The 21,668-nt window shown below is 43.4% G+C and carries 20 protein-coding genes and 8 tRNA genes; all 28 read left to right on the top strand.

Annotation, left to right across the window (positions count from 1 at the left end):
- The first annotated feature begins 2 nt into the window (after window positions 1–2).
- Window positions 3–962: a DNA-binding protein WhiA gene (whiA, locus tag PGR14_RS14090; protein WP_022219976.1), complete on the top strand. Its 960-nt coding sequence runs from the start codon at window positions 3–5 to the stop codon at window positions 960–962.
- Entirely contained in the window at window positions 959–1,222 is a 264-nt protein-coding gene (locus PGR14_RS14095; protein ID WP_008372676.1) for an HPr family phosphocarrier protein, read from the top strand. Before whiA ends, PGR14_RS14095 begins: the two co-directional genes overlap by 4 nt.
- A 121-nt stretch (window positions 1,223–1,343) precedes the next feature.
- Window positions 1,344–2,240 carry a diacylglycerol/lipid kinase family protein gene (locus tag PGR14_RS14100; protein WP_022219975.1) on the top strand — a complete coding sequence of 299 codons (897 nt, stop codon included), beginning with the start codon at window positions 1,344–1,346 and terminating at the stop codon, window positions 2,238–2,240.
- 86 nt (window positions 2,241–2,326) lie between these two features.
- A tRNA-Glu gene (locus tag PGR14_RS14105) sits at window positions 2,327–2,398 on the top strand.
- A gap of 40 nt (window positions 2,399–2,438) precedes the next feature.
- Window positions 2,439–3,305 carry a class II fructose-1,6-bisphosphate aldolase gene (fba, locus tag PGR14_RS14110; protein ID WP_022219974.1) on the top strand — a complete coding sequence of 289 codons (867 nt, stop codon included), beginning with the start codon at window positions 2,439–2,441 and terminating at the stop codon, window positions 3,303–3,305.
- A 152-nt stretch (window positions 3,306–3,457) separates the two neighbouring features.
- Window positions 3,458–5,578, top strand: a complete 2,121-nt coding sequence (locus PGR14_RS14115) for a glutamine synthetase III family protein (protein WP_022219973.1) — start codon at window positions 3,458–3,460, stop codon at window positions 5,576–5,578.
- Between the two features lie 205 nt (window positions 5,579–5,783).
- Window positions 5,784–7,898, top strand: coding sequence for a glutamine synthetase III family protein (locus PGR14_RS14120; protein WP_173686526.1), 2,115 nt, complete (start codon window positions 5,784–5,786; stop codon window positions 7,896–7,898).
- A gap of 455 nt (window positions 7,899–8,353) precedes the next feature.
- Window positions 8,354–8,809: a DUF1700 domain-containing protein gene (locus PGR14_RS14125; protein WP_055156286.1), complete on the top strand. Its 456-nt coding sequence runs from the start codon at window positions 8,354–8,356 to the stop codon at window positions 8,807–8,809.
- A gap of 319 nt (window positions 8,810–9,128) precedes the next feature.
- Window positions 9,129–9,362, top strand: coding sequence for a hypothetical protein (locus PGR14_RS14130; protein WP_022219969.1), 234 nt, complete (start codon window positions 9,129–9,131; stop codon window positions 9,360–9,362).
- 178 nt (window positions 9,363–9,540) lie between these two features.
- Complete coding sequence (locus PGR14_RS14135) at window positions 9,541–10,701, top strand: THUMP domain-containing class I SAM-dependent RNA methyltransferase (RefSeq protein WP_022219968.1); 1,161 nt, start codon at window positions 9,541–9,543, stop codon at window positions 10,699–10,701.
- Window positions 10,702–10,720: 19 nt separating this feature from the next.
- Entirely contained in the window at window positions 10,721–11,326 is a 606-nt protein-coding gene (gene rdgB / locus PGR14_RS14140; RefSeq protein WP_055156289.1) for an RdgB/HAM1 family non-canonical purine NTP pyrophosphatase, read from the top strand.
- Entirely contained in the window at window positions 11,323–11,805 is a 483-nt protein-coding gene (locus tag PGR14_RS14145; protein ID WP_055156291.1) for a metallophosphoesterase family protein, read from the top strand. The genes rdgB and PGR14_RS14145 overlap by 4 nt, the downstream gene beginning before the upstream one ends.
- Window positions 11,806–11,972: 167 nt before the next feature.
- Window positions 11,973–12,047: transfer RNA gene (locus PGR14_RS14150), tRNA-Pro, on the top strand.
- A gap of 8 nt (window positions 12,048–12,055) precedes the next feature.
- A tRNA-Gly gene (locus PGR14_RS14155) sits at window positions 12,056–12,126 on the top strand.
- Window positions 12,127–12,148: 22 nt separating this feature from the next.
- Window positions 12,149–12,222: transfer RNA gene (locus PGR14_RS14160), tRNA-Arg, on the top strand.
- A gap of 8 nt (window positions 12,223–12,230) precedes the next feature.
- Window positions 12,231–12,304 (top strand) — tRNA-His (locus PGR14_RS14165).
- Between the two features lie 200 nt (window positions 12,305–12,504).
- A tRNA-Gln gene (locus PGR14_RS14170) sits at window positions 12,505–12,576 on the top strand.
- Window positions 12,577–12,580: 4 nt separating this feature from the next.
- Window positions 12,581–12,653, top strand: a tRNA-Lys gene (locus tag PGR14_RS14175).
- Between the two features lie 39 nt (window positions 12,654–12,692).
- Window positions 12,693–12,773: transfer RNA gene (locus PGR14_RS14180), tRNA-Leu, on the top strand.
- A gap of 468 nt (window positions 12,774–13,241) precedes the next feature.
- Window positions 13,242–14,477: a glycosyltransferase family 4 protein gene (locus tag PGR14_RS14185; protein ID WP_055249148.1), complete on the top strand. Its 1,236-nt coding sequence runs from the start codon at window positions 13,242–13,244 to the stop codon at window positions 14,475–14,477.
- Between the two features lie 103 nt (window positions 14,478–14,580).
- Window positions 14,581–15,264, top strand: a complete 684-nt coding sequence (locus PGR14_RS14190; protein ID WP_055249150.1) for a PHP domain-containing protein — start codon at window positions 14,581–14,583, stop codon at window positions 15,262–15,264.
- 216 nt (window positions 15,265–15,480) lie between these two features.
- Window positions 15,481–16,647, top strand: coding sequence for an FprA family A-type flavoprotein (locus PGR14_RS14195; RefSeq protein ID WP_195602127.1), 1,167 nt, complete (start codon window positions 15,481–15,483; stop codon window positions 16,645–16,647).
- Window positions 16,648–16,688: 41 nt separating this feature from the next.
- Window positions 16,689–17,621, top strand: coding sequence for a DMT family transporter (locus tag PGR14_RS14200; protein WP_242859510.1), 933 nt, complete (start codon window positions 16,689–16,691; stop codon window positions 17,619–17,621).
- A gap of 79 nt (window positions 17,622–17,700) precedes the next feature.
- Complete coding sequence (locus tag PGR14_RS14205) at window positions 17,701–17,886, top strand: DUF6472 family protein (RefSeq protein WP_008372704.1); 186 nt, start codon at window positions 17,701–17,703, stop codon at window positions 17,884–17,886.
- A 45-nt stretch (window positions 17,887–17,931) separates the two neighbouring features.
- Window positions 17,932–19,470 (top strand): MATE family efflux transporter, encoded by a 1,539-nt coding sequence (locus tag PGR14_RS14210; RefSeq protein ID WP_242859511.1) that lies wholly within the window; start codon window positions 17,932–17,934, stop codon window positions 19,468–19,470.
- Between the two features lie 80 nt (window positions 19,471–19,550).
- On the top strand, window positions 19,551–20,471 hold the full coding sequence (locus PGR14_RS14215) for a glycosyltransferase (protein WP_082424310.1): 921 nt from the start codon (window positions 19,551–19,553) through the stop codon (window positions 20,469–20,471).
- Window positions 20,471–21,016 (top strand): histidine phosphatase family protein, encoded by a 546-nt coding sequence (locus PGR14_RS14220; protein ID WP_055156301.1) that lies wholly within the window; start codon window positions 20,471–20,473, stop codon window positions 21,014–21,016. The genes PGR14_RS14215 and PGR14_RS14220 overlap by 1 nt, the downstream gene beginning before the upstream one ends.
- 9 nt (window positions 21,017–21,025) lie before the next feature.
- On the top strand, window positions 21,026–21,499 hold the full coding sequence (locus PGR14_RS14225) for an LURP-one-related/scramblase family protein (protein WP_055156302.1): 474 nt from the start codon (window positions 21,026–21,028) through the stop codon (window positions 21,497–21,499).
- Window positions 21,500–21,668: the final 169 nt, after the last annotated feature.

Here is a 21,668-nt window from a genome sequence, read left to right on the forward strand (position 1 = left end):
GTATGTCTTTTTCTGGAAATATTAAAGAAGAAATATCGCGTCAGCTAAGTCCTGCAAGACATTGCCAGATTGCAGAACTTGCAGCGATCATCAGCATGTGCGGGGCTGTCATGATCGACAGCAGAGGTCATGCAGCACTTAAGATTCATACGGAAAATCTGGCAGTTGCAAGAAAAAGCTTTACTTTATTGAGAAGAACGTTTAATATAGTGGTTGATATCGCTATTCGGGTGAACCGGGAAAAAGGCAGCAGCTACTATTATATAGTTGTAAAAAAACACGAAGATGCTATCAGGGTGCTTCAGGCGGCAAAACTGCTCAATCCTTATGGAGACGTGGAAGAAGAGCTTTCTGTAGTAAAGAATGTCGTGATTCAGGAGACTTGCTGTAAGCGGTCTTTCCTGCGTGGCGTTTTTCTTGCATCGGGATCCATGAGCGACCCGGAGAAGTCCTATCATTTTGAAATTGTCTGTGCGTCGATGGGAAAAGCGCAGCAGATTCAGAAGATAATGAGATGTTTTGCTCTGGACGCAAAGATTGTATCAAGGAAGAAATCATTTGTGGTTTATCTGAAAGAAGGAGCTCAGATCGTGGATGTGCTGAATGTGATGGAGGCACATCAGTCACTGATGGAGTTGGAGAATATCCGTATATTGAAAGATATGAGGAATACGGTGAATCGAAAAGTGAACTGCGAGACTGCGAATATCAATAAAACGGTTTCCGCTGCTGTAAAGCAGATTGACGATATAAGGTATATTGAGGAAACAAAAGGACTCGATAAGCTGCCGGAAGGATTGAAGGACATGGCCCTTACAAGACTTACATATCCGGAGGCATCTTTAAAAGAGTTAGGCGCACTTCTGCAAAATCCGGTAGGCAAGTCCGGAGTGAACCACAGATTGCGCAAGTTAAGTGAAATGGCGGAAGAGATAAGGGCTAAGCAAGGAGGAACATTATGATCAAAAAACCTGTTAAGATTCAATTGTCCGAGGGATTAGACGCCAGACCGATTGCACTTCTTGTTCAGGAAGCTAGTCAGTATTCAAGTTCGGTATATATCGAAGTTGACCAGAAGCAAGTCAATGCAAAGAGCATTATGGGGATGATGAGTCTGACACTGATGCCGGGAGAGGAAATCACCGTTGTTGCGAACGGAACAGATGAAAAGGAAGCAGCAGCTGGTATCGAAAGGTTTCTTGTGAACGTTAAGAACAGATAATTGCATAAAACTTTGAAGAGTCTGCCGAAAGCAGGCTCTTTATGCTATAATGCATGTATCCGTAAGGAGCTGTGGGGACAGCCCGTATAGAGAAAAGAACAGATAACAGGAGGACGGACGTATGAAAAAAGCATTGTTTATTTATAATCCGAATGCAGGAAAGGGACTTTTAAAACCGAAGCTTTCTGATATTATTGACATTATTGTAAAAGCAGGATATGAAGTGGTTGTATATCCGACGCAGAAATATAAAGACGCTTATTATAAAGTAAAGACATTTACAGAGGAGTATGACCGTGTGATCTGCAGTGGTGGTGACGGAACACTTGATGAGGTCGTAACCGGAATGATGAAGAGAGAAAAAAAGATTCCGGTCGGTTACATCCCGACAGGAACGACCAACGACTTTGCGAGCAGTCTCCATATCCCGAAGAATCTTCTCCAGGCGGCAAGTACAGCTGCAGGGGGAAAAGAATTTCCCTGTGATATCGGACGGTTTAACGGAGATGTGTTCGTGTACATTGCAGCATTCGGACTCTTCACGGATGTATCTTATGAGACAAAGCAGGAAATGAAGAATGTTCTGGGACATCTGGCATATGTGCTGGAAGGAGCAACCAGAATTTTTGATATCCCGTCATATAAATTAAAAGTGACACATGACGGAGAAACGATTGAGGACGAATTTATTTATGGTATGGTGACGAATTCCAGATCTGTTGGCGGTTTCCGTAATATGATCGGGAAGAATGTGGTTTTTGATGACGGAGAATTTGAGGTTACCCTGATCCGGACACCGAAGAACCCGCTCGCGCTTCAGGAGATCATTGGGGCGCTTCTGAGCAGCCAGATCAATACGAAGCACATTTATTCATTTAAGACAGGTGAGATCCATTTTGAATCAGTGGAAGAGATCCCATGGACGCTGGATGGAGAGTTCGGTGGGGAACACGACAGTGTCTGCATCAAGAACGCGAAACAGGCGCTTAAAATCGTAGTTCCGGAAGAGGAACAGTAAAAAAATAAAAAAAGGTCTTGTCAAATGAAAAGAAGTACGTTATACTAAGCAAGTGAGTTAGCCAGACAGCTAATGAACATACATCTGGCCCCCTGGTCAAGCGGTCAAGACGCGACCCTCTCACGGTCGAATCAGGGGTTCGATTCCCCTGGGGGTCAGCCTATAAAAGCCTTTAACAGAGAAGTGGAGGAATACAAAATGTTAGTTTCAGCAACAGAGATGTTAAAAAAAGCAAAAGCAGGTCATTATGCAGTAGGACAGTTTAATATCAACGATCTTGAATGGACCAAAGCAGTTCTGACTGCAGCTGAGGAATTAAGATCACCGGTTATTCTTGGTGTGTCTGAAGGCGCAGGAAAGTACATGGCTGGATACAGAACAGTTGTAGGAATGGTAAATGGAATGATCAAAGAAATGGACATTTCGGTTCCGGTTGCACTTCATCTTGATCATGGTAGCTATGAAGGCTGCCTGAAATGTATAGATGCAGGATTCTCATCAGTTATGTTTGACGGATCTCATTATCCGATCGAAGAAAACATTGAGAAGACTACAGAACTTGTTAAACTTTGCCATGGAAAAGGACTTTCTATCGAAGCAGAAGTTGGTTCTATCGGTGGAGAAGAAGACGGTGTTGTAGGAATGGGCGAATGCGCAGATCCTAAGGAATGCAAGATGATTGCAGACCTTGGCGTTGATTTCCTTGCAGCAGGTATCGGTAACATTCATGGAAAATATCCGGCAAACTGGAAAGGACTCAGCTTTGAGACTCTTGCAGCAGTTCAGGAGCTCACAGGAGAACTTCCGCTCGTACTTCACGGAGGTACAGGAATTCCGGATGATATGATTAAGAAAGCAATTGACCTTGGAGTTTCTAAGATCAATGTTAATACAGAATGTCAGCTGGTATTCGCAGAAGCTACCCGCAAATACATTGAAGCAGGAAAGGATCTTGAAGGAAAAGGATACGATCCACGTAAACTTCTGAAACCGGGTGCAGATGCAATCGTTGAAAAAGTAAAAGAGAAAATGATTCTGTTCGGTTCTGACGGAAAAGCTGAATAGTCTGATTTTTGATAATATCATGGACAAAGGCGTCCGAAGAAAACGGTATAAAAGGAGTTTTGCGTGAGTGCAAGACTCCTTTATTTGAATCAAAAAACGACCGTTTTGTATGAGTAGTAGAAAATGAGTAGTAGAAAAGAGAGGTACATGGGATGAGCGAATGGATTAGTGTAGCAGAAATATTTGGAGAAAACGTCTTCAATGATGCTGTTATGCAGGAAAGACTTCCGAAGAAGACTTACAAAGAGCTGAAAAAGACGATAGAAGAAGGTAAAGAGCTTCAGGCTGCAACAGCAGACGTTATTGCACATGAGATGAAAGAGTGGGCGATTGAAAAGGGTGCCACTCACTATTCGCACTGGTTCCAGCCTCTTACAGGAGCAACAGCTGAAAAGCATGATTCGTTTATTTCAGCACCGAAGTCAGATGGAAAGATCCTGATGGAGTTTTCGGGAAAAGAGCTGATCAAAGGAGAACCGGATGCATCTTCCTTCCCGTCAGGAGGACTGCGTTCCACATTTGAAGCAAGAGGTTATACAGCGTGGGATTGTACATCGCCTGCATTTGTTAAAAAGAGTCCGGATGGGAAAAGATCGATTTTATATATACCGACAGCATTTTGTTCCTATACCGGAGAAGCATTGGATCAGAAGACACCTCTTCTTCGCTCTATGGAAGCAATCAACAAACAATCCATCCGTCTTCTGCGTCTTTTTGGAAACACAACGTCCCAAAAGGTTACACCATCTGTTGGAGTTGAGCAGGAATATTTCCTGGTAGACAGAGAAAAATATCTTAAGAGAAAGGATCTTGTATTTACAGGACGTACATTATTCGGAGCAAATCCTCCGAAGGGACAGGAACTGGATGATCATTATTTTGGTGCGATCCGTGAGAGAATTGCAGCATTTATGACTGATGTCAATGAAGAACTCTGGAAGATGGGTGTAGCTGCAAAGACACAGCACAACGAAGTGGCACCTGGACAGCATGAGCTTGCGCCGATCTATGCACAGTGCAACGTAGCAGTTGACCATAATCAGCTGATCATGGAGACGCTGAAGAAAGTGGCATATCGCCATAATCTTCAATGCCTGTTACACGAAAAGCCGTTTGAAGGTGTAAATGGTTCCGGAAAGCATAATAACTGGTCACTGGTTACAGATGATGGGATCAACATTCTGGATCCGGGAAAGACACCTCATGATAATATTCAGTTCCTTCTGGTTCTGACCTGTATTCTCCGTGCAGTAGACCTGCATGCAGACCTGCTCCGTGAATCTGCTTCTGACGTAGGAAACGATCACAGACTTGGAGCAAATGAAGCACCGCCGGCAATTATTTCCGCATACCTCGGAGAACAGCTTGAAGACGTGCTTGCACAGCTTATTGATACCGGAGAAGCTGCACACAGCTTAAAAGGCGGCAAATTACATACCGGTGTAAGTACGCTCCCGGATTTTGCAAAGGATGCAACTGACAGAAACCGTACTTCACCATTCGCATTTACAGGAAATAAATTTGAGTTCCGTATGGTAGGATCCAGAGACTCGGTGGCAGCACCGAACGTAGTATTAAATACAATCGTGGCTGAATCCTTCTCTGATGCCTGCGATGTACTCGAAAAAGCAGAAGATTTTGATCTTGCAGTCCATGATCTGATCAAGGAATATGCATCCAAACATCAGAGAATTGTATTCAATGGCAACGGATATTCTGATGAGTGGGTGAAGGAAGCCGAAAGAAGAGGACTTCCGAATATTAAGACCATGGTAGAGTCTATTGAATGTCTGACATATGACAATGCGGTTGAAATGTTTGAAAAATTCGATGTATTCAGCCGTGCAGAACTGGAATCCCGTGCAGAGATCAAATATGAGGCATACTCAAAGGCAATCAACATTGAAGCACGTTCCATGATCGATATCGCAAGCAAGCATATTATCCCGGCTGTGATCCAATATGTAACTTCGCTGGCTAATTCGATCAACCAGGTAAAACAGGCAAGCGCTGCAGCATATACAGGTGTACAGGAAGAGCTTCTTGTACAGTCGGCTGATCTTTTGAAAGACACAAAAGAAGCACTCAGAGCACTGGAAACTGTTGTGGCAGAAGTACCGGAGACAGAAGGAAAAGAACAGGCATTCTTCTTCATGCAGAAAGTTGTACCGGCAATGGAAGCTTTAAGAAAACCAGTGGATGAACTGGAAATGATCGTCAACAAGAATATGTGGCCGATGCCTTCTTACGGAGATCTGCTGTTCGAGGTCTAAGAAGTGACTGGTATAAGTGTTGAAAAAGAAGTTGAAAACTTATGAAGTTTTGTGAAAATATACACAAATTAAAAAATTGGTCTTGAAATTTGAAAGAAAAAAGAGTATCGTAAATATATCTTAAATAACAGAGATCACAATGAACGAGGAAGTTCCACAAAGTGGAGCTTCCTCGTTTTTTTGCGTTAGAGAAAGGAAGGTAATTATGAGTAGTGGATGGTTAAGCGTGGCAGAAATTTTTGGCGAAGATGTTTTTAACGATGCAGTAATGCAGGAGAGACTTCCGAAAAAAGTATACAAAAAATTAAAACAGACAATTGAAGAAGGAAAAGAGCTGGATCTTGAGACAGCAGATGTAATTGCACATGAGATGAAAGAATGGGCAATCGAAAAAGGTGCAACCCATTATACACACTGGTTCCAGCCACTGACAGGAGTTACTGCTGAAAAGCATGATTCCTTCATTTCAGCTCCGCTTCCAAGCGGAAAGGTTCTGATGAGCTTTTCCGGAAAAGAACTGATCAAAGGGGAGCCGGATGCTTCTTCTTTCCCGTCAGGCGGACTTCGTGCTACATTTGAAGCAAGAGGATATACAGCATGGGATTGTACATCACCGGCATTTGTAAGAAAAGATGCAGCCGGAGCGATCCTTTGCATCCCGACAGCATTCTGCTCTTACACAGGTGAGGCACTGGATGAAAAAACACCGCTTCTCAGATCTATGGAAGCAATCAACAAAGAATCCATCAGACTGCTTCGTCTGTTCGGAAATACAACATCAAAGAAAGTAACACCTTCTGTAGGACCGGAGCAGGAATACTTCCTTGTTGATGCAAAGAAATTCTTACAGAGAAAAGACCTTATTTACACAGGACGTACACTTTTCGGAGCAATGCCGCCGAAAGGACAGGAGCTTGACGATCATTACTTTGGAACGATCCGTCAGAGGGTTGCTTCCTATATGAAAGATGTCAACGAAGAATTATGGAAACTCGGCGTTGCAGCGAAGACACAGCACAACGAAGTGGCACCTGCACAGCACGAACTTGCACCGATCTATGCAGAGGCCAATATTGCAGTGGATCACAACCAGATCATCATGAAGACACTGAAAAAGGTAGCATGCGAGCATGGACTGAAATGTCTGCTTCACGAGAAACCGTTTGCAGGAGTCAACGGATCTGGTAAGCATAACAACTGGTCTATCACAACAGATGACGGAATCAATATGCTGGATCCGGGAAAGACACCTCATGAAAATGTACAGTTCCTTCTGGTACTGGCATGTATCCTGAAAGCAGTTGATGTACACGCAGATCTGCTTCGTGAATCGGCTGCCGATCCGGGAAATGACCACAGACTTGGAGCAAACGAAGCACCGCCGGCAATCATCTCTATCTTCCTTGGAGAACAGCTTCAGGACGTTGTAGAACAGCTTCTCAGTACAGGTGAGGCAACACACAGCCTGAATGGTGGAAAGCTGCAAACAGGTGTAACAACCCTTCCGGATCTTACAAAGGATGCAACCGACAGAAACCGAACTTCACCATTTGCATTTACCGGAAATAAATTTGAATTCCGTATGGTAGGTTCCCGCGATTCCATTGCAGGACCAAACGTAGTACTGAATACAATCGTAGCAGAGGCATTTGCAGAGGCATGCGATGTCCTGGAAAAAGCAGATGATTTTGATACAGCTGTACACAGCCTGATCAAAGAATATCTGACAGATCATCAGAGAATTATCTTCAACGGCAACGGATATTCTGACGAATGGGTAGCTGAAGCAGAAAAGAGAGGACTTCCGAATATCAAGTCCATGGTAGAAGCAATCCCGGCACTGACAACTGACAAAGCGGTAGAACTGTTCGGAAAATTTAGTGTATTTACCAAGGCAGAACTGGAATCCCGTGCAGAGATCAAATACGAGAACTATGCAAAGGCAATCAATATCGAAGCAAAGGCCATGATCGATATTGCTGCAAAACAGATCATTCCTGCAGTTGTAAAATATACAAAAGAGCTTGCAGATACGGTTCTTGCAGTAAAAGAAGCCGGAGCAGATGCATCTGTACAGGCTGAAATGCTTGCTGACATCTCAGGACTTCTGACAGAAACAAAGGCTGCCCTTAAGAAACTGGAAGCAGTCACAGAAGAAGCAGCAGGAAAAGAAGAAGGAAAAGTACAGTCTGAATTCTATCACTTCAGCGTAGTTCCGGCTATGGAAGGACTCCGTACACCGGTAGATGAACTGGAAATGATCGTGGATAAAGAAGTATGGCCAATGCCTTCTTACGGAGATCTTTTATTTGAAGTTTAGAAAATACATATAAAATTCTTATAGAAATTTAAGGACCTTAGACTTGGAAAGAAGCAGAAATTATGCTACTCTAAGTCTGAGGTTCTTTTCTATATCCGGAAATTTATTTCCGGATATAGAAAGCCTCCGGCGGGATGTGCACTGTGATACAGGGAAGATGTTGCGGGTAATGATCACAGGCGCATTTTTGTATCAGAATGATGTTGGGGTCAAAAGGTATTTTGCCCCCTTTGATACCAGATTGCTACGTGCTTTGCACTCTCGCAATCCTCCAAAACATTCGTAATCCGCTCATTTTTCTTTGAAAAATGGGTACTTACTCGTGTTTTTGGCGGGTCAAGAGGTCAAAGATCCTCTTGCAAGCAAGCTTGCATTGGATTTCTGACCTTTTGACCCTGGTATCATCAGAATATAATTATAAACAATGAAATGATGAGAATAGAGGAGAAAGAAAGATGACGAAAGCAGAGTTCCTTGAAAAACTGAGAATTGAACTTTCTTCCGGTGTGACACCACAGGTGCTGCAGGAGAATCTGAACTACTACGGCCAGTATATTGATGATGAGATCCGAAAAGGAAGAACGGAGAGTGAGGTACTGGCGGAACTTGGAGATCCGTGGATTCTTGCGAAGACGATCGTGGATGCGCAGAGAGAAGAAAGTGTAGAAGATGTGATCTATGATTCGGATGGAAGGACCTACAGAGGCAACAGCAGCACAGAAGAAAGCAGCAATATCCATGTGTGGAGCCTGGACAGCTGGTGGAAGAGACTTCTGCTGATTCTTGTGGCTGTGGCTGTGATCGTTGTGATCTTTGCGGTGATAAGTGGGATTGTAAGCCTGATCGCACCGGTACTGATTCCTCTTCTGGTGATCATACTGCTGGTCAGAATGCTGAGAAGGCGATGGTAATTAAAAAAGCCGGATGTATAAGATTCTTCTGCAATGAAAAGAAGCTTATGCCTCCGGCTTTTTGATTATATGTTCTATATGGCAGGTTCAAGTACTTAAAAAGGATCTGCCTGTTATATAACGTTAAACGCTCGATAGGGGAGCTATCGAGCGTTTGAGGGGAGTATAAATAATTAATAAGGGGTTGTAGAAAATAAATCTCTACACGACAAAGTATAATATAAACCGATTTAAAAATCAAGATAAAAATAAAAATGTATAAAAATACGAAAAGGATAGATACTATGTTTGTACAAAAAAATGTCAGGAGGAATTATCAATGGCAAAAAATTATAATGCTTCAGAAAACAGTACAAACAAAAATTCATATGGATCCAATAAGAATGCGTATGCTGAAAATGCTTCCGGCAAGAATCAGTCAAATAAAAATTCAGGCAATAAAAATGCATCCGGTAAAAATACGACTAACCGGAATGCAAAGAATGCATATGAATCAGACCGTAATGCATATGACAGCTCAAAGTCCTGCCATAACGAAAGTGATAAGTATTAAAAAGTGCAAAGCAGTTAAGAATGGAAAAGCAGCGGTTTGGATTCCGCTGCTTTTCTGTTTTTGGTGTAGCAATCTGGTTCCTTAAAAAATTTGTGGTACAAGCGCACTACTTGACAAAAGGCAACCGAAAAACGTAATATAGTTTATAACAGATTGCAGAGTAGAGAAAGGAAAAAGAATGGAAAAAATGGAGCTGATAGCACCCTGCCATTTCGGAATGGAAGCTGTTCTGAAGCGGGAAGTGCTGGATTTAGGATATGAGATATCAACAGTAGAAGACGGAAGAGTATGCTTCTGGGGAGATGCACAGGCGATTTGCGATGCGAACGTGTTCCTTCGGACAGCAGAAAGAATCCTTCTTAAGGTTGGTTCGTTTAAAGCAGAGACATTTGATGAATTATTTGAGAAAACAAGAGTACTTCCGTGGGAGAATTATATTCCGAAGAACGGAAAGTTCTGGGTGACGAAGGCTGCATCTGTAAAGAGTAAGCTGTTCAGTCCGTCAGATATTCAGTCGATCATGAAAAAAGCCATGGTAGAAAGGCTGAGACGGATCTACGGGATAGAATGGTTCCAGGAGGATGGACCAGCTTACCCGATCCGTGTATTTCTGATGAAAGATATCGTGACGATCGGGATAGATACCTCCGGCGTATCTTTACATAAGAGAGGTTATCGTCAGATGACCGTAAAGGCACCGATCACAGAGACATTGGCATCCGCACTGATCATGCTGACACCGTGGCACAAGGACCGGATCCTGGTAGACCCTTTCTGCGGAAGTGGAACATTTCCAATCGAAGCGGCTTTGATGGCAGCTAATATTGCACCGGGGATGAACCGTTCCTTTACAGCAGAAGAATGGGTGAACCTGATTCCGAAAAAGGCATGGTATGATGCAATGGATGAGGCAAATGATGTGATCGACCGGAAGGTACAGGTTGATATTCAGGGATATGACCTGAATCCGGAGGCAGTAAAAGCAGCAAGACAGAATGCCAAAGATGCAGGCGTTGACCATCTGATCCATTTTCAGGAAAGAGCGGTAAAGGATTTAAGCCACCCGAAGAAGTATGGCTTTATCATTACAAATCCGCCGTATGGCGAGCGACTGGAGGATAAAAAGGATCTGCCGCAGTTATACAGAGAATTTGGTGAGAGTTTTAAAAAGCTGGATAGCTGGTCTGCATATATGATCACCAGTTACGAGGATGCAGAACGTTATTTCGGAAGAAAAGCAGATAAGAACCGGAAGATATATAATGGTATGCTGAAGACCTATTTTTATCAGTTCTTAGGTCCGAAGCCACCGAAACGCCCAAAAGAACCAAAACAGTAAGAGAAAGAAGAATTTACAGATGAAAATTATTTTTGCAACGGGTAATAAGAATAAAATGACAGAGATCCGCCAGATCTTGCGGGATCTGGGGATGGAGATCCTTTCTATGAAGGAAGCCGGGGTTGACATTGATATCGTAGAGGATGGAAAGTCCTTTGAGGAAAATGCGATGATCAAAGCCTCAGCGATCGCAGAGCTGCCGGAAGTGAGGGCGATGGATGCGATTGTGCTGGCAGATGATTCCGGACTGGAAATCGATTATCTGAATAAAGAACCGGGAATCTATTCTGCGCGCTATGCAGGAACCAATACTTCGTATGATATCAAGAACAGCCTCCTGCTTTCAAGAATGAAGGGCGTACCGGACAAGCAGCGTACAGCAAGGTTTGTCTGTGCGGTGGCGGCAGTATTCCCGAACGGGGACAAAGAGGTTGTCCGTGGAACGATGGAAGGATGTATTGGTTACGAAATCGCCGGAGCAAATGGATTTGGCTACGATCCGATCTTTTTCCTGCCGGAATACGGTTGTACCTCGGCAGAGCTTGCACCGGAAAAGAAGAATGAACTCAGCCACAGAGGAGAAGCGCTTCGGATGATGAGACAGATCATGGAGAAAAAGTTATGAGAGTATTGATTATTAGTGATACACATGGAAGACATACTGCATTTGACCGGGCAATCATGGAAGCTGGAAAGATTGATTATCTGGTGCATCTCGGGGATACAGAGGGCGGAGAAGACTATATTGAGGCATTCTGCGGATGTCCGGCGTATATACTGGCTGGGAATAATGATTTCTTCTCACGCAATCTCCGGGAGATGGAGATTTATTTTGGCAAGAAAAAAGCATTTATGGCACATGGACACCAGTATTCGGTGTCTCTTGGTGTAGAGCGGATCCTGGATGAGGGAAGATCGAGAAATGCAGATATCGTGATGTTTGGTCATACACACAGACCGTATCTGAAAAAGTTTGGTGATATTACAGTACTGAATCCGGGCAGTCTGGCATTTCCACGGCAGGAAGGCAGAAAAGGTAGTTATATTATTATGGAGATGGATCGGGACGGGAATGCGGAGTTTACGATTCATTATCTGGATTAGAGTAGGTGGCACGTATTTTTGCTGAAAAAAGGGCAAAAATGCGTGTCTTTTACAAGAAAAAGAAAAATGAAAATTTCTTTAAAAAAATTCAAAAAACATGTTGACTTTTTGAAAACCTTGTAATATAATAACTTTTGTCGTCACGGAGATGACAAACAGATAAACAACGGGGTGTGGCTCAGCTTGGCTAGAGCGCCTGGTTTGGGACCAGGAGGTCGCAGGTTCGAATCCTGTCACCCCGATGCGATCTGCGGGTGCAGTTCAATGGTAGAACACCAGCCTTCCCAGCTGGATACGTGGGTTCGATTCCCATCACCCGCTTACACTGAGAATCCAGTGTTGTGTGTTTGTAGCTCAGTTGGATAGAGCAACGGCCTTCTAAGCCGTGGGTCGGGGGTTCGAATCCCTCCAAGCACGTTTATATGGTGGGTATAGCGCAGTTGGTTAGCGCGCCAGATTGTGGCTCTGGAGGCCCAGGGTTCGAATCCCTGTATCCACCCTTTAATTTATAATATTTGAAAGAAATGGCAAGCAGAAATGCTCGCATTTTTTTTATGATAGACATTGTAAGAGTGGATATCATAAAAGTCTCCGGCAGGATATGAGAGCTTTGGCAGATTACAGGATGCCATAAGTTAAGCGATTGTCGCAGGCGCGGGAATGTGCCATGGCGCATTCTATGTTAAGACATAAAGATAATGGGTCATCGCCAAGCGGTAAGGCACAGGACTTTGACTCCTGCACTCGCTGGTTCGAATCCAGCTGGCCCAGTTACGGGCGTGTAGCTCAGGTGGTAGAGCACTTGACTTTTAATCAAGTTGTCCGGGGTTCGAATCCCCGCACGCTCACTTATTTAGTCCCATGGTTTTCTGTGGGACTAAAAAAATGCGGATGTGGCGGAACTGGCAGACGCGCTAGACTTAGGATCTAGTCTCTACGAGGTGCAGGTTCAAGTCCTGTCATCCGCATTTAGTTAAACATAACAAAACCAGTTATATATAGAAGTAATAGAGGAACCTTTACCAAAAAGGTTTCTTTTTTTGCTTTTTTTATGGATTTTAAGGAAAAAGCGGAAAAAGAAGAAGCAGTATTTAGATATTTCTGTTGAAAATATCCGGATCGAGATCGTCTCTTTTACAGATTCCAACTATATGTTAATATAATCATATGAAGATGTTGGGGTTAAAAGGTATTTTGACCCCTTTGATACCAGATTGCTACGTGCTTTGCACTCTCGCAATCCTCAAAAGCATTCTCCTTTCGGAACATTTTCATCCAATGAAAGGAAGAACTTCTAAAAAAACAGGTGAAAAAGAAACTGGAGAATAATTAAAGCATGGATAAATGATAAACGGTGAGTACCGCTTTTATTGATTACATTGCGGCAATAAATACATGTAACAGGGAAATTTTAACAAAGTAAGAGGGACGAAAGAATGAAAATATTAAGTGTCACAGCCCAGAAGCCGGACAGTACCGGAAGCGGTATCTATCTGACGGAACTGGTCAGAGGATTTAAAAAAAAGGGAATCACCCAGTCAGTGATCGCGGGAGTTACAAAAGCTGATCAGGTATGTCTTCCGGAGGGGGTAAGCTTTTATCCGGTATATTTTGAATCGGAGCAGTTACCGTATCCGATCACGGGAATGTCGGACGAGATGCCTTATCCGAGTACCAGGTATTCAGACCTGACAGAGGAGATGACAGAAACGTTCCGGAACGCATTTGGCGAGGTACTGAAAAAGGCAGTGGAGGAGTTGGATCCGGACGTGATCCTGTGTCATCATCTGTATCTCCTTACAGCGATTGTAAGAGAGCTGTTTCCTGATAAAAAGGTATATGGAGTATCCCATGGATCCGACCTGCGGCAGATCCGCAAGACAGAACAGAACCGGGAATACATTTTACAGAGAATTCCTGCACTGGATGGGATTTTTGCATTGCATGAGGAGCAGAAAGAGATGATCTGCGGAATTTACGGGGAGCATATCAGAGAGAAGGTACGGGTGATCGGAACCGGCTATAACAGTGATGTTTTCCGGCAGGAGATGGGGGCTTCACAGGGAGAAGAAAAAGAGCTGAGACTAATCTTTGCCGGAAAGATTTCAGAGAAAAAGGGTGTGAAAAGTCTGATCCGTTCGTTGGATTATCTGAAGGATTCCGGTCTTATTATTTCTCTGGAACTGGCAGGAGGTGCCGGGGATGAGGGCGAATATCAGGAAATCCGGGAGCTTGCCGAAAAGTGTCCGTTTGCAGTTACCTTTGCCGGGAAGATCACACAGCAGGAGTTGGCGAAGAAGATGAATCAGAGTGATGTGTTTGTACTGCCATCTTTTTATGAAGGTCTTCCACTTGTGATCATTGAGGCTCTGGCATGTGGTACCTATGTGATCTGTACAGATCTTCCGGGGATCAGGAATTGGATTGATCAGAATCTTCCGGATAATGGTGTGGTTTTTGTAGAGCCGCCAAAAAGAGTGAATGAAGATGAACCTGTGGAAGAAGAACTTCCGGTATTTGAAAAGAAACTTGCCGGAGCCATTGAAGGGATCGCAAAATATCCTGGATCAAAGCCGGAAAAGGAGCATCTGGAGCAGATTTCGTGGGACGGACTTTGTGTGCATCTTATGCAGATATTTGAGCAACAGAGTGTTTATCGGAAAAACCTATAATTGAATTTCTGCATGTAAATTATCAATTATTTTTTTGTAAAACAACATGTTAAAATGAAGAAAAGAGAAATGAAAAGGCATTTTAACAGGAGGTTATTAACAGTTGATAATTGATATGCATATGCATGAGATGCGTTATTCGGGGGACAGCTTTTTAAGATTGGAGAACATGGTAGAGATCGCAAAGCGCAGAGGACTTGATGGGATCTGTATTACGGATCATGACAGTATGGGACTGAAGGAATTTGCGGCAGAGTATTCGGAGAAAACAGGATTTCCGATTTTTGTCGGGATTGAATTTTATTCCCTGCAGGGAGACATTGTAGCATTTGGAATTGAGGATTATCCAAAAGAGAGAATCCCGGCACAGGAGTTTGTAGATCTGGTACAGGCACAGGGCGGTATGTGTTTCAGTGCCCATCCATTCCGCAATAATAACAGGGGACTGGAAGAGAACCTGAAGATTGTAAAGGGACTTGATGGAATCGAAGTGCTGAACGGCAGCACACTTTATGAGGCAAATCGAAAGGCGGCAGAATATGCGGCTGAGCTTGGACTTGCAACAGTTGGATCAAGTGATTGCCATGTGCCGGAGAAGCTGGGAATTTATGCAACGTATTTTCCAAGAGAGATCCGTTCGGTACAGGAACTGATCCGGAGTGTAAAACGATGCGAGACTCTTCCGGTGTATTATAAAGAGGGTGGATATTATCTCTGGGATATGAAAAATCCGATTGATGCACCGTTTCACATTTACGAGCAGGAACAGATGGTGTGTGCCGGTTAACGTAAAAAATGAGAACAGATATGAAAAAATTAAACGCTTTTTTTATTGAAAGTGTGTTATTTCCATAGTATTATTAAGAGTGGAAATTAAGAGGGCTGGAATGTAATATTTCCAGCTTTCTTATTTAACAGGAAATTCCGTAGGAACTTCCTGCCGAATAAAAGACACTACGTGCCTGAGTATCTTTTCAATCACCAATTACAAGGAGGAACTAACATGAAAGACATAGTAATTTCAGATGCAGTAAAATATATCGGAGCAGATGATAAGGATCTGGATCTCTTTGAGAGCCAGTACATCGTTCCAAACGGAGTATCCTACAACTCTTATGTGATCCTGGACGAGAAGATCGCAGTTATGGATACGATTGATACGAGAAAGACAGACGAATGGAAAGAGAATCTGGAGAGGGTGCTGGATGGAAGAACACCGGATTATCTGGTTGTATCTCATCTGGAACCGGATCATGCCGGAAGCATCAAAGAATTTGCAGACAAATATCCGGAAGCCAAGATCGTGGCAAGTGCAAAAGCTATTGCAATGCTTCCACAGTTCTTTGAAATCGCAGATCTGGCAGACCGTGCAGTTGCGGTAAAAGAAGGTGAAGAACTTTCCCTTGGAAGCCATACCCTTCAGTTCTTTATGGCTCCGATGGTTCACTGGCCGGAAGTTATGGTCGAATACGAAAAGTCTGAGAAGATTCTGTTCTCAGCAGATGGATTTGGTAAATTCGGTGCGCTGGATGCAGATGAGGACTGGGCTTGTGAAGCAAGAAGATACTACTTCAATATCGTAGGCAAATACGGTGCACAGGTACAGGCGCTTCTGAAAAAAGCAGCGACTCTGGACATTCAGACGATCTGCCCGCTTCATGGACCGATCCTGAAAGAAAATCTGGGATACTATATCGGAAAATACATGACATGGAGCAGCTATGAACCGGAAGATGACGGGGTACTGGTTGCTTATGCATCGATCCATGGCAATACCAAGAAGGCAGCAGAGAAGATGAAAGAAATCCTGGAAGCCAAAGGTGCAAAGAAGGTAGCGATCACTGACCTTTCCAGAGATGATATGGCAGAGGCAATCGAGGATGCATTCCGCTATGACAAGCTGGTTCTTGCAGCAGCTTCCTATGATGCAAGTGTGTTCCCGTGCATGGAGACTTTCCTGAACAAACTGACCAATAAGAACTACCAGAACCGTAAGATCGCAATTATCGAGAATGGTTCCTGGGCTCCGACAGCAGCACGCGTGATGAAGAGTTATGTAGAGAAAATGAAGAAGATCACACTCTGCGAAAAGACTGTTACGATCAAATCTGCAATGAAAGATGCAGATGTAACTGCAATGGAAGAACTTGCAGATGAACTTCTTGCGTAAGAAACGGAAAGAATGAGATGATAAAGTTAAAAGAGACTACAATGAGGAAAACCTGGGTGGTATGTCTTCTTGCAATGGTCTGCTGTGCGTTATGGGGAAGTGCTTTTCCTTGTATCAAGGTTGGCTACCGGCTGTTTCAGATCGATTCAGCCGATACCGCCACGCAGATCCTGTTTGCAGGGTGCCGCTTTACGATTGCAGGCATTATGGTTATTTTGTTTGGATCGATCCTGCAGGGACGTTTTCTGAAAGCGGGGAAGGGAGATCTTCCGAGAATCGGAAAAATCTGTCTTTTACAGACGGTGGTCCAGTATTTTTTCTTTTATGTAGGACTTGCACATACGACCGGAGTCAAAGGATCGATCGTTGAGGCATCCAATGTATTCCTTGCAATCCTTGTTTCAAGCCTGATCTTTCATCAGGAGAAACTGGATCAAAAAAAAGTGCTCGGATGTATCGTCGGATTTGCAGGGGTGGTTTTGATCAATCTGAGCGGAAGCAATGTGGATATGAGCTTTAATCTGACCGGAGATGGATTTATTTTTATCTCTGCGATCGCTTATGCATTATCTTCTGTACTAATCAAGAAGTATTCAGCCAAATCTGATCCGGTGATGTTAAGCGGATATCAGTTTACTGCAGGCGGGCTCGTGATGATCCTGATCGGATTCGTGATGGGTGGAAGAATCCATACGGCAAGTATGCCGGCAATGATTCTTCTGATCTATATGGCGCTGATTTCTGCAGTTGCATACACGCTGTGGGGGATCCTGTTGAAATACAATCCGGTATCCAAGGTATCAATCTTCGGATTTACGAATCCGGTATTCGGGGTGATCCTTTCCGCGATCATTTTGCGTGAGGGAAATGTATTCGGAATGAAAGACCTGATCGCACTGGTGCTGGTTTCTATCGGAATCCTGATTGTCAACTGGGCGAAGCCGGTGAGAGAAAAAGAAAAAGGAATGAACTAAGATGGAACCTGTTTTAAAGGAGGACACCTGCAGCTGATACCGATTTTTGAACAGGAAAAGAAATAACAGGAGGCAGGTTATGGCAAATACAGCGAGCTGTTGTGACACCTGTACATTTTATATTTACGATGATGAATATGAATGTTACACGTGTGACAGAGACCTGGATGAGGATGAGATGATGCGGTTTCTGACGGATCAGCATTATCAGTGTCCTTACTACAGATCTGGAGATGAATACAGAGTCGTCAGAAAACAGATGTAAATTGTAGATGATGGAATAGAAGTATAAAAAACACAGAATTTTGTAATGCGTCAAGTAATAGATGAATTTGTACTTGTTCCAAGAGGAGAAGCTGCGGAGCGGATAAATGGAACGATGACACTAAGTGAGACAGCGGCATTTATATATGAACATCTGGAGGAGGCTATAAAGGTGAGAGATAAAAAGGCAAATACAGTGAATGAACAGGACAATCCGCTTGGGTATGAAAAGGAATCAAAACTACTGGTTGGATTTGCGATTCCATGCATTATTTCCATGCTGGTAACAGCTCTTTACAATATTGTAGATCAGATTTTCATTGGTCAGGGTGTGGGAATGCTGGGAAATGCAGCAACGAATATTGCGTTTCCGCTTTCTACTTCCTGTACGGCAATCTCACTGCTGCTTGGAATCGGCAGTGCGACCAATTTTTCATTGAAGCTTGGTGCAGGAGAAGAAAAAGAATCTGCAGAGTATGCGGGAAATGGAATTTGCCTGATGGCAATTTTCGGGATTGCACTTTTTGCAGTAACGACGATTTTTCTGACTCCGATGCTGAAATTCTTCGGTGCCACATCGGAGGTACTTCCGTATGCACAGGAATATACACGGATCACGGCAATTGGCTTTCCATTTCTGATCGCAAATACGGGGATGAGTAAGCTGATCCTTGCGGATGGAAGTCCGCGGTATTCGATGACATCTATGCTGGTGGGTGCTATTGTAAATACAATTCTGGATCCGATTTTTATTTTTGGGTTGCATATGGGAATGAGGGGCGCAGCACTTGCTACGATCATAGGACAGATCGTTTCGTTCTGCATCAGTCTGCGGTATATGTTCCATTTTAAAACGATCCGGCTTACAAAGGAAAGTTTCCATATGACGGGAAGACATATCGAGAATATTTTCAAATTCGGTGCCAGTGCCTGCTTTAACCAGATTGCAATGACGATCGTACAGATCGTACTGAATAATACATTGTCGCATTATGGAGCACAGTCTGTATATGGCGGTGACATTCCGCTTGCCTGTGCCGGGATCATTACAAAAGTAAATATGATCTTTATGTCATTTGTTATCGGAATTTCCCAGGGAATCCAGCCGATTATCGGCTTCAACTATGGCGCAGAGAAGTATGAACGGGTACGGAAAAGCTACCTGCTCGCACTTGGAACTGCAACCGTTCTTTCCGGAATTGCATTTTTCTGTTTCCAGGTATTCCCGAGACAGATCATCAGCGTATTTGGTTCGGGAAGTGAGCTGTATTTTCAGTTTTCAGAGCGGTATTTCCGGATCTATATGTTCCTTACGCTTATCAATGGAATCCAGCCGGTTACATCGAACTTTTTCAACTCCATCGGAAAATCGCAGCTGGGTGTATTTATGTCCCTGACAAGACAGATTCTCTTTTTATTGCCGCTGATCGTGATCTTTCCATTGTTTATGGGAATTGACGGGGTTATGTATGCCGGACCAATTGCAGATGCGGCAGCAGCAATCGTCTGCGGATATTTCATGGTGAGGGAGCTTAAGGAACTTTCCTCGATGGACAGGAAGAAAAAAGAAGAATATGCAGCATAATGGTTGTAAGTAAATCAGGATATAAGCTGGAAAAAATTTGTATATACTGATTAGTAAGAAAAACGAAATGAGATGATGACTTGAATATTGAGATTGTTATTCCAGTCTTCCGACCAGATGGACGACTGAAAATGAGTATAGAGAGATTATTGAGACAGAGTGTAATGCCGGACAGAATTTTGCTTGAAGTTCTTTATGAGAATCCGATTGATAGGGAAATCCCGGAAATCTATATGGATAAAAGAATTGAAGCCCGATATACTCCAAAGGAGGAATATGACCGGGCAGGAAGCAGAGATGCGATCTTACGGGAACTGGATTCGGATATTGTGATTTTTATGGTACAGACGGCGATACCACAGAACCGATATCTGGTAGAGAAGCTGACAGAACCGTTTAAAGAGGAGCGGACGGCGGTCGTGTATGGAAGGCATATGACAGATGATGAATGCAGTCCGATCGAGTGTTGTGTGAGACAGTTTAACTATCCGCCGAAAGGTATGACAAAGTCTTTGGAAGATACCGGAAAGCTTGGGATCCGGACATTTTTTAATTCTAATGTATGCGCAGCGTACAGAAGAAGTGCGTATTTGGAGACAGAAGGCTTTGGAAAGAGGATGATCGCCGGAGAGGACATGCTTGCGGCGAGAAGACTTCTGGAAAAGGGCTGGCAGACGGTTTATGCGCCGGAGGCTGAGATCCTGTATTATCGCAATGACAATCTGCGCGAACTCTGGAAGCGTAACTTTGATATCGGGGTTGCGCATGCGGAGCATCCGGAGATGATTGAAAATACAAAACCTGGAAAAGAAGGAATGCGGCTGGTCCGTGTGACTTCAGCGCTTCTGAAGCAGAATCATATGGAGGAATATTTAGGTGAAGTGGCGGCGCGAAGTGCGGTTCGGTATCTTGCCTATCATTTTGGAAAACATTATGCGCATTTACCGGAACATTTTGTCCGGAAATGCTCGGCAAATAAAGCGTACTGGGAGAAAGAATAATGGGACATTTTTATTTTACAAGACATGGACAGACTGTATGGAATGTGGAAAATAAAATCTGTGGTGCGACAGATATCGAGCTGACAGAGCTTGGACATGAGCAGGCAATGGAGCTTGGAAGAAAGATTAAGGAAGAGGGCGTAAAGATTGACGAGATCCTGTATTCGCCACTTGTCCGGGCGAAGGAGACCGCGCGCCATATTTCGGAGGTGACAGGGATTCCGATGCGTGAGGAGATGCGCCTGAAGGAGCAGAATTTTGGAAAATATGAGTCCACTCCGAGAAATGGGGAGGAGTTCAAAAAGGCAAAACAGAACTTTATCAATCATTTTGAAGGCGGGGAGACAATGCTTCATCTGTGCCAGAGGATTTACAATCTTCTGGATGATATTCGGAAAGAAGCGGATGATAAGGTTTATCTACTGGTTGCACATAATGGAATTTCCAGAGTAATCCAGTCTTATTTTTATGATATGACGAATGAAGAGTTTGCGGCATTTGGAATTAAGAACTGCGAATTGAGGAAGTATGAATTTCCGGAGTAGGAGTAGCGTATGAAATTACTTGTTAAGCAGAGAGTTTTTTCATGGACAGATTCATATGATGTTTATGATGAGAATGAAAATGCGAAGTATTTTGTAAAAGCAGAGTTTTTGTCGCTTGGACACCGGCTGCATGTATATGATATGGCAGGGAACGAACTCGGGTTGATTAAAGAAAAAGTGATGTCATTACTTCCAGTGTTTGAAATTGAAGTGAATGGGCAGACACTTGGACGGATTGAAAAGCGTTTTACATTGTTTCGACCGAAGTATGATGTTGAGTTTAATGGATGGCATGTAGAAGGAGATTTCATGGGATGGAATTATGATATCTATGAAGCATGCAGTCCTGTGGTACATATTACAAAAGAATTACTCCACTGGGGAGATACTTATGTACTGGATTTTGCAAATCCGGCAGATGAATTGATGGGACTTCTTCTGGTAATTACAATTGATGCGGCAAACTGCATTCAAAATAATTGATGTAATTTAATGAAATGTAAAAAAAGTCAAAAAAAATATAAAAAACACTTGCCAAACCGGTTGGTATGTGATAAAATTCTTTTTGTTGACGCGGAAGTGTCGGAATGGCAGACGAGCTAGATTCAGGTTCTAGTGCTCGCAAGGGCGTGTGGGTTCAAGTCCCATCTTC

It is taken from the genome of Coprococcus sp. AF99-45, from assembly GCF_027663865.1.
GTDB classification, from domain to species: domain Bacteria; phylum Bacillota; class Clostridia; order Lachnospirales; family Lachnospiraceae; genus Allocoprococcus; species Allocoprococcus comes.